Annotated in this window: 11 protein-coding genes; 9 read left to right on the top strand and 2 right to left on the bottom strand. The window is 36.0% G+C overall.

The window, feature by feature from the left end; all coding sequences use genetic code 11:
• Positions 1-68: 68 nt before the first annotated feature.
• Positions 69-506, bottom strand: coding sequence for a hypothetical protein (locus tag BK577_RS26260; protein ID WP_180321232.1), 438 nt, complete (start codon positions 504-506; stop codon positions 69-71).
• Positions 507-849: 343 nt separating this feature from the next.
• Here BK577_RS26260 and BK577_RS22155 point away from each other — a divergent pair, with 343 nt between their 5' ends.
• The 4 genes from BK577_RS22155 to BK577_RS22140 all read left to right on the top strand — a co-directional run bounded on the left by BK577_RS22155 (position 850) and on the right by BK577_RS22140 (position 4687).
• On the top strand, positions 850-1092 hold the full coding sequence (locus tag BK577_RS22155; RefSeq protein ID WP_078434935.1) for a hypothetical protein: 243 nt from the start codon (positions 850-852) through the stop codon (positions 1090-1092).
• 205 nt (positions 1093-1297) lie between these two features.
• The gene (locus BK577_RS22150; protein ID WP_078434934.1) at positions 1298-2587 is read left to right on the top strand and encodes a UDP-glucose dehydrogenase family protein; all 1290 of its coding nucleotides are present in this window, start codon (positions 1298-1300) and stop codon (positions 2585-2587) included.
• The gene (locus BK577_RS22145; RefSeq protein ID WP_078434933.1) at positions 2584-3531 is read left to right on the top strand and encodes an NAD-dependent epimerase/dehydratase family protein; all 948 of its coding nucleotides are present in this window, start codon (positions 2584-2586) and stop codon (positions 3529-3531) included. The genes BK577_RS22150 and BK577_RS22145 overlap by 4 nt, the downstream gene beginning before the upstream one ends.
• Positions 3532-3544: 13 nt before the next feature.
• Positions 3545-4687 (top strand): glycosyltransferase family 4 protein, encoded by a 1143-nt coding sequence (locus BK577_RS22140; protein WP_078434932.1) that lies wholly within the window; start codon positions 3545-3547, stop codon positions 4685-4687.
• A 60-nt stretch (positions 4688-4747) separates the two neighbouring features.
• On the opposite strand, the gene BK577_RS22135 is transcribed toward BK577_RS22140, so the two are convergent.
• Positions 4748-5917: an ROK family transcriptional regulator gene (locus BK577_RS22135; RefSeq protein WP_078434931.1), complete on the bottom strand. Its 1170-nt coding sequence runs from the start codon at positions 5915-5917 to the stop codon at positions 4748-4750.
• Positions 5918-6422: 505 nt separating this feature from the next.
• Here BK577_RS22135 and uxaC point away from each other — a divergent pair.
• The 5 genes from uxaC (at position 6423) to BK577_RS22110 (ending at position 12326) form a co-directional block, all read left to right on the top strand.
• Positions 6423-7826 (top strand): glucuronate isomerase, encoded by a 1404-nt coding sequence (gene uxaC, locus BK577_RS22130; RefSeq protein WP_078434930.1) that lies wholly within the window; start codon positions 6423-6425, stop codon positions 7824-7826.
• Positions 7827-7841: 15 nt separating this feature from the next.
• Entirely contained in the window at positions 7842-9110 is a 1269-nt protein-coding gene (locus BK577_RS22125; protein ID WP_078434929.1) for a nickel pincer cofactor-dependent isomerase, group 22, read from the top strand.
• A gap of 60 nt (positions 9111-9170) precedes the next feature.
• The gene (locus tag BK577_RS22120) at positions 9171-9941 is read left to right on the top strand and encodes an SDR family oxidoreductase (RefSeq protein ID WP_026562473.1); all 771 of its coding nucleotides are present in this window, start codon (positions 9171-9173) and stop codon (positions 9939-9941) included.
• Positions 9942-9985: 44 nt separating this feature from the next.
• Positions 9986-10783, top strand: a complete 798-nt coding sequence (larE, locus tag BK577_RS22115; protein ID WP_078434928.1) for an ATP-dependent sacrificial sulfur transferase LarE — start codon at positions 9986-9988, stop codon at positions 10781-10783.
• 70 nt (positions 10784-10853) lie between these two features.
• Positions 10854-12326 carry a gluconokinase gene (locus BK577_RS22110; RefSeq protein WP_078434927.1) on the top strand — a complete coding sequence of 491 codons (1473 nt, stop codon included), beginning with the start codon at positions 10854-10856 and terminating at the stop codon, positions 12324-12326.
• Positions 12327-12373 lie beyond the last annotated feature (47 nt).

The raw sequence follows: 12373 nt of genomic DNA, 5'->3' as shown, positions 1-12373 counted from the left end.
CCTATTTTCTTTAAGGTTAGTACTTAATGAAAATAGGGATTTATTATTATATAGTAGAATATGTTATTTTAGTCATCATCGTCATCATCGTCATCATCGTCATCATCGTCATCATCGTCATCATCGTCATCATCGTCATCATCGTCATCATCGTCATCATCGTCATCATCGTCATCATCGTCATCATCGTCATCGTCATCATCGTCATCGTCATCATCGTCATCATCGTCATCATCGTCATCATCGTCATCGTCATCATCGTCATCATCGTCGTCATCATCGTCATCATCGTCGTCATCATCGTCAGCATCATCATCGTCGATGTAATCTTCCTCTTCCGCCTCTTCTTCAGCAAATCCTAATGTAAGTTCTTGATCCTCTTGATCTAAATCAACAAGTAATTCACTTAGTTCTTCAGTTAATAACTCTACAAAAGACAACTCATCTGTTTGTCCTGTTTGTTCAAAAGAAAGACCTGAATTTTCTCCAAAGTTTACATGTTCCATTGTATTTCCCCCAATATTCATTTTTGCCCACTTTCTTACTAGAGTGTCCATTACAAAATACCGGATAGGAAGTAAAAATCCCTGTAAAATTAAGCGTTTGCACCTACCGGTTAAATAAGAAAGTTTGCGAGAAGTTATTTTAATTTATGTCGTAAAAGAAAGGATGTTATAGCACAACTTAACTAATTTATCCACAAACATAAAAATTGTGCTTGTATCTTCATGAATAATAGTTTAGGTATTCTTCACTTTTATTGAAATTTGGGTATTTGTTCAAGCAAATCTGTCCTACTTTTCATACATTAAACTAGAAGATATTTAACTATCCAAGGGAGGTATGAAGATGGATGACTACTGTTCAATTTTACAGTCACTCTCATCCGGTTCCGAGGTAAATATTCATACAAACGATAAAACTTACTATAATGCAATCTTCAAGAAATTTTATCCAAGAACAAATACAGCATTATTTATGACTGATCAATTTTACAATTATGGCGGAATCCCTGTATTGATTCATTGCAGAAACATTACATCAATGGATTTGCCTTATTCCATGCAAGACATCTCAGATGAAGATGAATAATATGATAAAATCCTAGACTGCTTTTATATGCAGTCTAATTTTAAGATAGCCATTAAAAAATTGCCTATATAACTCCTCTTACATTACATAAGAGGTAACGGTTTTGACTGATGGAATTGTGTTTATGCTCTATCACAAGATAAGCTTATCCACTAATAAAATAGAGAGTATAGAATTAGACATTTTTTGGAGAGGGGATATAGAAATGGAAATATGTGTAGTAGGAGCTGGTTATGTAGGTTTGACTTCTGCCTCTGTCCTTGCTGATCTCGGACACACTGTTTGTTGTGTTGATACAAATATAGAAAAAATCAGATCATTAAATAGGGGAGAAGTACCAATTTATGAGCCTGGATTAAAGGAAATCATATCTCGTAACGAGAAAAACTTAACATTTAGTTCTGAAGTAATTGAAAATATCCAAAAGCATCCGGTTATCTTAATCGCAGTGGGTACCCCCTCACTCGCAGATGGCAAAACCAACTTAACATATATTTATAGTGTAGTTGATATGATAGCAGATGCACTTACAGATTATAAAACAATCATTACGAAAAGTACTGTTCCACCTGGTACGAACGAAAAGATATATGCTAAGTTACTTCAAAAAGGAGTCGCTCAAGAGCAGTTTGCAGTCGTCTCGAATCCCGAATTTTTAAGGGAAGGGTCAGCGCTTTTCGATATGTTACATGCTGATAAAATTGTTGTTGGTATGAACAAAAATGATTCCAAATCCTTAAATATTGTAAAATCTCTTTATAAAGGAATAGAAGCTCCTTATATCGTAACAACTCTTTCTGGTGCAGAAATGATTAAATACACCTCAAACGCCTTTTTAGCGACAAAAATCTCGTTTATTAATGAAATTGCTAGAATATGTGATAAGTATGAAGTCAATATTGATGATGTTGTTCGTGGAATCAGTACAGACCCACGAATCAGTCCGCACTTTCTAAATTCAGGTTTAGGCTATGGAGGATCTTGTTTTCCGAAAGATGTTCGTTCTCTAGAACAAAGTGCCATTGAAAAAAATATAACTCCGATCATTCTACAAGCCATCCAATCTACAAATCATTCACAAATTGATTATTATATTGAAAAGCTTATAACCGTATTTGAGTCACTGAAAGGGAAAACGATTTCAGTTCTGGGTATTGCTTTCAAACCAAATACAGATGACACAAGAGAATCTCAAGGGGTTCATCTTATCAAAAAACTAAGTCAATTAGGTTGTACAGTAAACACATATGATCCAAAAGCAACGTTACCTTTTTTAGGAGAATCAAATATTATTCAATTTCCTACTTTAGATCAAGCAGTTACTGATGCTGAATGTGTAATCATCGCTACCGAATGGGCTGAATTTCTCTATTTAGATTGGAAGAAACTTAAGCTGCTTATGAAAGGAAATGTTATTCTGGATGCACGAAACTGCATTGATCCATTAAAAGCGTATGAACATGGATTTCAATACGTAGGAGTTGCACGCTCATGAAAATACTTATTACTGGTGCTGCAGGCTTTATTGGATCTCATTTATGTGAGAGACTACTAAAAGATCCGGAAAATAGAATAGTTGGGGTAGATACCTTTATAGGGCCAACTCCAATAAATCTAAAAGAAGTTAACCTCCAATCGCTTAAAAATCATCCAAGATTTCAATTCATGGAAATTGATCTTCTGACAGCAGATTTGGAAAATGTACTAAAAGAAGTGGATGCCATTTATCATCTGGCAGGTATGCCTGGTGTTCGATCTAGTTGGGGAAAAGACTTTGACCCTTATGTAACAAATAATATTTTGGCCACCCAACGTCTATTGGAAGCTGTGAAAAACAAAAATCTTACTAAATTTATCTATGCATCCACATCATCTATTTATGGTGAAAAGAGCGGAAAAGTATCGGAGGACTCAATACCTGCACCACTTTCACCGTACGGAATTACAAAACTAACCGGTGAACACCTATGTCAGGTGTATAATAAGAGTTTCGGTGTTCCAATTGTAGTGGTTCGATTTTTTACTGTTTATGGGCCAAGACAACGGCCTGATATGGCATTTCACCGATTTATTGCTCAAATTCTAAAAGAAGAACCGTTAACGATCTATGGAGACGGTACTCAATCTAGGGATTTTACTTTTATCAGTGATTGTGTAGAAGCAACATCGGCTGTATTATACCAAGATCATTTGATCGGAAGAACAATCAATATAGGAGGAAAAGAAAGAGCATCCGTCAATGAAATCATTAAGATACTTGAACAAATAACAGGGAAGAAAGCCAAAATAAACTACACGCAAAAAGTTAACGGAGAACCGAAACATACATGGGCAGATATCACTCTTGCACAAACACGATTAAACTACAATCCTAAAATATCGTTAAAAGAAGGCTTGGTTAAAGAACTGAACTATATCCGCAAAGTTTACGATTTGTAGAGGTGATGGTGGAATGAGATTGGCTTTTATATGTACGGAGAAGTTACCATCACCTGCAATAAAAGGTGGGGCGGTTCAGATCATGCTTGATGGGATTATACCTTTTTTAACCGAGCACCAGTTGACGATCTTTTCTATCTCTAACAAATCTCTTCCCGATAATGAGAAGCATGCTCATTTAGAATATGTTCGATTTCCGAGAGAAACCTATATGAACAATGTTGCTGAGGAAATAAAGAAACATCAATTTGATGTCATTCATGTATTTAACAGACCCAGTCATATTCCTATTTACAAAGAATCCTCACCTATCAGCTCATTTGTTTTAAGTCTTCATAACGATATGTTCTCAGAGCTAAAACTAACAAAAGAAGAGGGACTAAAGGCGATAGAATGTTTAGATGCAATAACAACAGTAAGCAAATATATAAAGCAGACGATCGTAAAAAGATTTCCACAGGCATCAAACAAGGTTCACGTCATTTATTCCGGTGTTGATCTGCAAAAGTATCAAAGTGTTTATGAGAAACAAGGGAAAATCATTCGGAAGGAAGTACGTAAACACTACAATCTCCTAGGAAAACAAGTGATTCTTTTTATAGGTCGTTTAAGTAAAACAAAAGGACCCCATTTGTTAATAAACGCGTTGGACCATTTAATCAATAAATACCCCGACATTATGTTGGTCATCGTAGGTGGAAAGTGGTTTAGTGATAATACTGTTGATGATTATGTTCAGAGCTTATTTGATCTTAGTTCCAAGTTCCCTTCACATGTTCTTTTTACTAAGTATGTCCCAGCGGAGAATATACCGGAACATTTAGTCATGGCTGATGTATTTGTATGTAGTTCACAATGGCATGAACCACTTGCCCGTGTTCATTATGAAGCAATGGCAGCTGGAATCCCTATTATTACAACAAATCGCGGGGGAAATGGTGAAGTTATTCACCACGGGAGAAATGGACTTGTCATTAATGATTATGACAATCCCAAAGCATTCGCAGATGCAATAGATTATATATTAACAAATCCTTCTGAAAGTAAATCACTTGGTTTGAATGGAAGAGAATATGTAAGAAAACACTTCCAGTTTCACCATGTCGCAGAAAGATTAGAAAAAATTTATCTTCAAATAACTCAAAAAAACCATTAAAACGTATCAAAAAACCCTATTCTTTAATAAGAGTAGGGTTTTACAATTGCGATTAAACCGCTATTCATGATCTTCGATCGTTAAACGGATAACAGGAACATTCAGAAAGCTTTTGATAGCTAATGCACAAGCTCCCATTACTGCTGCATGTTTTCCGAGATCAGAAATTAAGATTTTATGATAATCGCTAATGGACGAAGTTAGGTTTGATTCAATTTTATTAATAACATTAGGATACATTTTTAATAACTCACTATTGAGAACAATTGTTTCGGGATTTAGTAAATTAATAATATTGTTTAAACCTATAGCAACATATTTAATGAACGAATCAAGTACATCACAGGTTTGTTGGTCTTGATTCATAATAAGTTTGTGAGCATCTTGATAGGTTAGATGTTGATTAGCATGTAATTCCTTTAATTGGTTTAAGATACTTGCTTCTGAAGCATATAATTCCCAACAGCCCGAATTTCCACAGTTACAAGGACGTCCATCAGGTACGATGATCATGTGTCCCATTTCTCCAGCGTATCCATGGTATCCTTTAAGTAGTTCTCCGTTTATTAATACACCTAACCCAATACCCGAGTACATACTGATACTAACTAAATTTTCACTATGATGATGTTTGAATACTCTTTCAGCAAACGAGCATAAGTTTGCATTATTTTCGATAAATACTTGCATATCGAGTTCTTTTTCTAAGTCTGCTTTTAAGTTTTTATCTTTCCATTTATGTTGAGGAATAAAGTTGATTATTTCATCTTTAGAAACAGTCCCATGAATTCCGATGACAACACCTACAATACCGAATCGACTGTCCGAATATTGATCATTATATTGCTTGATTTGAGCGATGAGCAGGTTAAGTATTTCATCATAGTTTGAGTTCTTTAACTCTAAAATGTCCGTACTTACGGGGTTTCCCCCTAGGTCAGATAGTGTAAATGTGACATGTTTGTGGTCCAGGTCAACACCTAATGCATAACCAGCATTTCGATTTATTGATAGCATAATCGGTTTTCTTCCCACACTGCTATGTTCCTGATGTGATTCAACAATTAATTCTTCTTCTAATAAATCAGCTACTTGAACAGAAATGGTGGCTCTTGTTAATTTTGTAATTTTTGATAGATCTGCTCTGGAGATCATTCCTGCTTCAATTATTTTACTTATGATTAAACGTCTATTAATACTTTTTATATAAGCAGCGTCACCTATCGCCATGTAAATCACCCTTAAATTTTTTTAAAAACAAACTCTTAAGGCTGTTTTCTCAATCTTTGTTGCTTTGTAATATGTGTTGGGTGGTTGATTTGATCTCCAGGATGCTCTCTTTCCGTGGGGTGGGCGGTGAGCCTCCTCAACGCATTGCGTTTGCGGGGTCTCACCCCTCCCAAAGCTCCCACAGGAGTCTCGCACCTTCCGCTCCAATCAACCTATCTAGTTTTTTACAAAGTACTTATTAAATAAACATATCTTCTGGAAAACAGCCATAACTAAAAGCATCAATTAAAATATTATACATTCTTTCACTTTTGCTGAAAAACAGTCATTGAGAAGTGGTATACAAATGATTGACGAGAAATAATAGAAATGATATTCTACACATAGATTATTAATTTGTTTTGTAAACTAATTAATAAGAATAACCTCATTATAACATAAATGTTCATGACAAAAAGAGAATATAGAAAAACTTTGAAGAATAACAGGGTACGGAGGAGATAAAATGAAACCGTTTTTAAGTGATTCATTCTTATTAACCAATTCTACGGCAGAAAATCTTTATCATAATATTATGAAGGACTTGCCGATATTCGACTATCATTGTCATCTTAGTCCTAAAGAAATCTATGAAAATCAAACTTTTGAGAATATTACACAGCTTTGGCTTGCTGGTGATCATTATAAATGGCGTGCAATGCGTATTCATGGTGTAAAAGAAGAGTTAATCACAGGTCATGCAAGTGATTGGGAGAAATTCGAGGCGTGGGCAGAAACAGTCCCGCATTTATTTGGAAATCCTTTATATCACTGGACACATATGGAGCTAAGAACGTTCTTTGGAATTAATAAACTTCTGTCACCTGATACAGCGAAGGAGATTTGGGAAGAATGTAATGAGAAGCTTCAAACAGAGGACTTTACACCTCGACGATATATTGAAAGATCGAATGTCCAATTAGTCGGTACGACAGATGATCCGACTGATACACTCGAATTTCATAAGTTAATAAAAGAAGATAAAGCTTTTGAAGTCGAAGTTGCTCCAACATTTCGTCCTGACCAGGCTCTTTATCTTGAAAGAGTTAGCTTTCCGGAATGGCTTAAAAAATTGGAGTCTGCTTCAGGAATAAACATTCAAACACTTGATGGATTAATAACTGCATTACAGCAAAGAGTTGATTATTTTGCTGAAAATGGCTGTTATGCATCTGATCATGATATTCAACTAATGGCTTATAAGCAAATACCGAAAAGTGAAGTTGAGCAGATTTTCCAAAAGCGATTAAATAACGAAGAACTTACAGGTGAGGAACTCATTGGATATCGTTCATATCTCCTTGTAGAACTTGGGAAAATGTATGCTAATAAAGAGTGGGTCATGCAATTGCATATGGGGGCATTACGAAATAATAATACGTTTATGCGGGAGAAAATTGGTGCAGATGGCGGATTTGATTCAATCGGAGATCAGTTGCTCGCAGAAGGATTATCGCGCTTCTTGGATACATTAGATCAAGCAAGAAGCTTACCTAGAACTGTCCTATATAATTTAAATCCACGTGATAATTATGTGTTAGGGACGATGATTGGCAACTTCTTTGAAGAAGGTATTCCGGGTAAAGTCCAATTCGGCTCAGGCTGGTGGTTTAACGATCAATATGATGGCATGGTCCGACAAATGACAGACTTAGCGAATTTAGGCATACTAAGTCACTTTATCGGAATGACAACTGATTCGCGCAGTCTTTTATCTTATGTTCGACACGAATATTTCAGAAGAATTGTTTGTAATATCATTGGTGAGTGGGTTGAAGAAGGAAAAGTACCAAATGATGAAAAAATATTAAAACAGATGGTTGAAAACATTGGTTTTAACAATGCACAAAAATATTTTTCTGTAAGATAAAGGAGATATAAAGTTATGGGTATTCTTCAAGATCTATTAAAAGACATTCCAGTTCCAAAAATGGCCAAAGTGAAACAGAACTTTGATGATACAAAAATAGAGGATTTAGAACAAGCAATGAATGAAAAATTGCAACAAGTATCCATACGCTCAAAGGTGAAGCCGGGTATGGAAATTGCTATTGCTGTTGGTAGCCGGGGGATGGATCGACTTGTAGAAATCACGGCACATACTGTGCAATTTTTAAAGGATTTAGGTGCTGTTCCATTTATAGTACCAAGTATGGGAAGTCATGGTGGAGCTACTGCTGAAGGCCAACGTGAAGTTTTAGCCCATCTTGGAGTTACAGAAGAAAGTGTGAAAGCAGAAATTCGTTCCTCAATGGATGTAATAAAACTAGGGGAATTACCGAATGGTTTACCAGTTTATATTGATAAATATGCTTCACAAGCAGACGGGATTGTTGTTATTAATCGTATTAAGCCACATACTGCATTTCGTGGACCAGTTGAGAGCGGTATTATGAAAATGATCAGCATCGGATTAGGAAAACAAAAAGGAGCAGAAGCAACCCATCAGTTAGGGTTTAAATATATGGCGGAAAATGTTCCGGCAATGGCAAAAATGATGATGGAAAAAACACCAATTTTATTCGGAATAGCAACACTTGAAAACGCATTTGACAGAGTAGCAAGGATTGAGGTTTTACCTGTTGAAGAGATAGAAGAAAAGGAACCGGCTCTTCAAGCATTAGCAAAACAACTATTGCCAAAGCTGTTCTTTGATCAAATTGACGTGCTGGTGATCGATGAGATTGGAAAAAACATTAGTGGAGACGGAATGGATCCAAATATTACAGGAAGATATCCAACACCTTACGCAAAGGGTGGACCTGATGTAAATAAAATGGTTGTGCTTGATCTAACACATCAAACAGAAGGAAATGCCAATGGCGTAGGGACAGCTGATTTTACAACTCAACGTCTTGTAGACAAAATGGACCGGGAAGTAACGTATGCAAACGGATTAACTTCAACCGTTTGTGCACCTACTAAAATCGCTACTACATTAGCAAATGATAAAGATGCGATTAAAGCAGCAATTAAAACATGTAATATTCTTGATTTTACAAAGGTAAAAATGGTTCGTATAAAAAATACATTAGAGATTGCTGAAATTGAAGTATCGGAAGCTTTGATTGATCATGTTACACAGCATCCGGATATGGAAAAATTATCAGATCTTTTTGAACTGCCATTTAATGATGAAGGTAATTTATCATAATTATTCATTCACTTAACATATGCCATTTATATTATGAATAGAATGAGGGGGATTTTTAGAATGTCTAATTTATTTGATTTAACTGGAAAAACAGCAGTAGCAATAGGTGGTAACAGTGTATTAGGTTCATCTATTGCCGGAGGGCTATCTGCTCATGGAGCTAAGATTGCGATTGTTGGCCGTAATCTTGAAAAAGCAAACAAGGTTGTACAAGAAATCGAAGAGACAGGCGGAACAGCAAAAGCATTCCAGGCAGATGTAAGCGCTCGTGAATCTTTAGAAAATGTCGTAAAAGAAATTGAAGAATGGTCAGGTGGATTTGATATCCTTCTAAATGCTCCAGGGAAAAACAGCTCAACCCCATTTTTTGAAATTAGTGATGAAGAGTGGGATGACATCATGGATGTGAATCTAAAAGGAATGATGATTACTTGTCAAATTTTTGCTAAGAAAATGATTGAACAAGGAAGAAAAGGAAGTATTATTAATATATCTTCTGTTTCTTCAACAACACCACTTTCAAAAGTGTTTACGTATTCGGTTTCAAAGGCAGGAGTTAATAGCATGACACAGTTCCTGGCTCGTGAATTTGCCCCACATGGTATTCGGGTAAACGCGATCATTCCTGGTTTCTTCCCTGCTGAACAGAATCGTAAAATTTTAAGTGAAGAGCGTGTTGAATCGATTATGAATCATACTCCAATGAAACGATTTGGTAGCCCTGATGAGCTTCAAGGTGCTGCAGTTTGGCTTTCTTCAGAGAGAGCATCAAGCTTTGTAACAGGTGCGATGATTCGTGTTGACGGTGGTTTCGGAAGTATGACAATCTAATGTTTTAGATTAATAGTTTGATAGAAAGAAAGGAGAAGGCAGCGATGAATGAAAAACTACAAAACTTAGTGTCCATTCTCCGAGAAATGCAATCAGTTGTTGTCGCTTTTTCAGGTGGAGTTGATAGTACCTTTTTGCTGAAGGTGGCTGTAGATACGTTAGGACCTGAGCATGTATTGGCAGTAACAGCAGATTCTGAAACATACCCTTCTAGCGAGCTTGAAGAGGCCAAAGAGTTAGCAAAAAAAATCGGGGCAAATCATAGAGTGATTGAAACGTCAGAACTAGCCATTCCAGGTTATACAGAAAATGATCGAAATCGGTGCTATTTTTGCAAAAACAGTTTATTTGAGCATATAATTCCTGTCATGGAAAAAGAGGGGTTTAAAAATATCATATATGGTGTTATTGCAGATGATTTAAACGAATTTCGACCGGGGATGAAAGCTGCAAAGGAGAAAGGAATACGTGGTCCTTTGCAGGAAGCAAACTTATTTAAAGATGAAATAAGAGAGCTCTCTAGAGAATTGGATTTACCGACATGGAATAAGCCTTCTTTTGCTTGTCTGTCTTCAAGAATTGCTTATGGAGATAAGATTACAATTGAGAAGCTTTCAAAAATTGAAAAAGCAGAAGCTTATTTAAAGACTTTTCATATTCGTCAGGTTCGTGTTCGAACACATCAGGAAATGGCCAGAATAGAGGTTGAGCCTAGCGATATGAAGATTGTCCTTGAAAACCATGATAAAATATCTAGTGAACTAACAAAATACGGATATAAATATATCACATTAGATTTAGTTGGATATAAGAGCGGTAGTATGAATAAGGTTCTTTCATAATCAAACAGGCTTTGGAAATCGTCCAAGGCCTTTTCTATGGAAATGAATACTGTCAAAGGAAGATGATTATATGTTAAACGAGTTTGTTATTGGACTTGATATTGGAACAACAAGTGTAAAAGCAGTTGTTTTTGATATGAGTGGAAAAGTAATCACAGAATCAGAAGAACACATTACATCTCTATACCCGCAACAAGGTTGGGTGGAACAAGATCCTTTCGAAATCGAACAGTTTGCCGTAAAAGCAGTACGTGATGTGATAAAGAAAGCCAATCTTAAAAAGAATGAACTGGTTACGATTAGTTTTTCATCTGCTATGCACTCATTAATCTGTATTGATGAGGAGTATCAACCGTTATCGAATGCAATCATTTGGGCAGACGGAAGAAGTACTGAGCAAGCAGAAAAGCTGAAGCAAAATGATGGAACGAATGTTTTTCAAAAAACTGGAGTGCCGATTCATCCAATGACTCCACTATCAAAATTACTTTGGATGAAAGAGTCAGGATATGAGCCTTATGAGAAAGCAACGTATTTTATTTCGATAAAAGAATATATCCTCTTAAAATGGTTTAACAAACGGATAGTTGATTATTCAATGGCAGCTGCGACTGGTTTGATGAATGCCCATACACTTGATTGGGACCATGAGCTATTGGAGATGACTGGTGTTAGGAAGGAGCAGCTATCGGATGTAGCTTCGCCTACTAAGGTCTTACATTGCATAAAAAAAGAGCTTGCAGAAGAAATGGGAATTACAGAGGATTTACCATTCGTACTAGGTTCAGCAGATGGACAATTGGCTAACCTAGGTATAGGGGCAATTTCTCCGGGAGAAGTAGCTATTACAGCTGGAACAAGTGGAGCCATCAGACAATTTACTAAAGGTTTCAGCATAACTGATGAACGTGAAACGTTTTGCTATGCATTTACAGAAGTTGATTCAATTATTGGCGGTCCTACAAACAATGGCGGAATAGCGTTACAATGGTTAAAAGAACTTTTAAACTATGAAGGAAGTTTTGATGAGTTTACAAAAGAAGCTGAAAAAACAGCTTCAGGTGCTGAAGGATTACTTTTCCTTCCGTATATTAATGGGGAAAGAGCACCATTATGGAATCAACAGGCTAAAGGTAATTTTTTCGGGATGAATATTACTCATAAGAAAGAACATTTTGTTCGCGCAGTTTTAGAAGGAATTACATTTAATCTTTATCAAATTGGACAAAGTTTAGAAAGTCAGGCTGGCGAACCTGAAAAGATCTTTGTGAATGGTGGATTGTCTAGATCAAAGCTGTGGCTTCAAATGTTGGCTGATATTTTTGGGAAGAATGTTTATGTTTCTGAAAGTCATCATAGCGCAGCATGGGGTGCTGCTTGGACAGGATTAGTCGCTCTAGGTAAAGTACCTTCCTTTGAAAAAATTAAAGAAAATATTCCAATGAGTCCTCCAATTACACCAAATGAAAATAATCATAAGACCTACTTAGAAATCTATAAAAAATATGAGTCATTGGCCAAAGACATAGCAAGGCATTTTTAAAAGAAGAATAATAAGGAAAGAGCTTATACTAAGGTGAGTGAAAATTA

The sequence above is a fragment of the Metabacillus halosaccharovorans genome (genome assembly GCF_002019635.1).
Taxonomy (GTDB): Bacteria; Bacillota; Bacilli; order Bacillales; family Bacillaceae; genus Metabacillus; species Metabacillus halosaccharovorans.
The sequence above is the reverse complement of the archived record's forward strand: the minus strand, read 5'-3'. Positions and strand labels throughout refer to the sequence as shown.

What these genes read in the sequence shown, in the direction of transcription:
- BK577_RS22145 (WP_078434933.1), top strand. Translation starts at nt 2,584, where the DNA reads ATGAAAATACTTATTACTGGTGCTGCAGGCTTTATTGGATCTCATTTA.
- BK577_RS22110 (WP_078434927.1), top strand. Translation starts at nt 10,854, where the DNA reads ATGTTAAACGAGTTTGTTATTGGACTTGATATTGGAACAACAAGTGTA.
- BK577_RS22150 (WP_078434934.1), top strand. Translation starts at nt 1,298, where the DNA reads ATGGAAATATGTGTAGTAGGAGCTGGTTATGTAGGTTTGACTTCTGCC.
- BK577_RS22135 (WP_078434931.1), bottom strand. Translation starts at nt 5,917, where the DNA reads ATGGCGATAGGTGACGCTGCTTATATAAAAAGTATTAATAGACGTTTA.
- BK577_RS22120 (WP_026562473.1), top strand. Translation starts at nt 9,171, where the DNA reads ATGTCTAATTTATTTGATTTAACTGGAAAAACAGCAGTAGCAATAGGT.
- BK577_RS22155 (WP_078434935.1), top strand. Translation starts at nt 850, where the DNA reads ATGGATGACTACTGTTCAATTTTACAGTCACTCTCATCCGGTTCCGAG.
- BK577_RS26260 (WP_180321232.1), bottom strand. Translation starts at nt 506, where the DNA reads ATGGAACATGTAAACTTTGGAGAAAATTCAGGTCTTTCTTTTGAACAA.
- BK577_RS22125 (WP_078434929.1), top strand. Translation starts at nt 7,842, where the DNA reads ATGGGTATTCTTCAAGATCTATTAAAAGACATTCCAGTTCCAAAAATG.
- larE (WP_078434928.1), top strand. Translation starts at nt 9,986, where the DNA reads ATGAATGAAAAACTACAAAACTTAGTGTCCATTCTCCGAGAAATGCAA.
- uxaC (WP_078434930.1), top strand. Translation starts at nt 6,423, where the DNA reads ATGAAACCGTTTTTAAGTGATTCATTCTTATTAACCAATTCTACGGCA.
- BK577_RS22140 (WP_078434932.1), top strand. Translation starts at nt 3,545, where the DNA reads ATGAGATTGGCTTTTATATGTACGGAGAAGTTACCATCACCTGCAATA.